We start from the raw sequence: 660 nt of genomic DNA, 5'->3' as shown, positions 1-660 counted from the left end.
TACGGGAATATCAACCCGTTGTCCATCGACTACGCCTGTCGGCCTCGCCTTAGGTCCCGACTTACCCTGGGCGGATTAGCCTGGCCCAGGAACCCTTGGTCATCCGGCGGCAGAGTTTCTCACTCTGCATTCGCTACTCATGCCTGCATTCTCACTCCCACACCCTCCACGACTGGCTTCCGCCGCCGCTTCCCTGGATGCAGGACGCTCCCCTACCCATCCACACCACTAGACAACACCCTCAAGGAGTGAAGCCGATGTATTGTATGAATGACACAGCTTCGGCGGTGTGCTTAAGCCCCGCTACATTGTCGGCGCAGGACCACTTGACCAGTGAGCTATTACGCACTCTTTCAAGGGTGGCTGCTTCTAAGCCAACCTCCTGGTTGTCTGGGCAATCCCACATCCTTTCCCACTGAGCACACACTTAGGGGCCTTAGCTGGTGTTCTGGGCTGTTTCCCTCTCGACGACGAAGCTTATCCCCCGCCGTCTCACTGCCGTACTCTCACACCACGGTATTCGGAGTTTGGTTGATTTCGGTAACCCGGTAAGGCCCCTAGACCATCCAGTAGCTCTACCCCCGTGGAGAAACATACGACGCTGCACCTAAATGCATTTCGGGGAGAACCAGCTATCACGGAGTTTGATTGGCCTTTCAC

The 660-nt window shown here is 56.4% G+C and carries 1 rRNA gene; it reads right to left on the bottom strand.

From position 1 onward, the window contains the following. Nucleotides 1-660 (bottom strand): 23S ribosomal RNA (locus tag DV20_RS42885); the annotation flags it as partial.

Source organism: Amycolatopsis rifamycinica (assembly GCF_000695625.1).
Taxonomy (GTDB): Bacteria; Actinomycetota; Actinomycetes; order Mycobacteriales; family Pseudonocardiaceae; genus Amycolatopsis; species Amycolatopsis rifamycinica.
The sequence above is the reverse complement of the archived record's forward strand: the minus strand, read 5'-3'. Positions and strand labels throughout refer to the sequence as shown.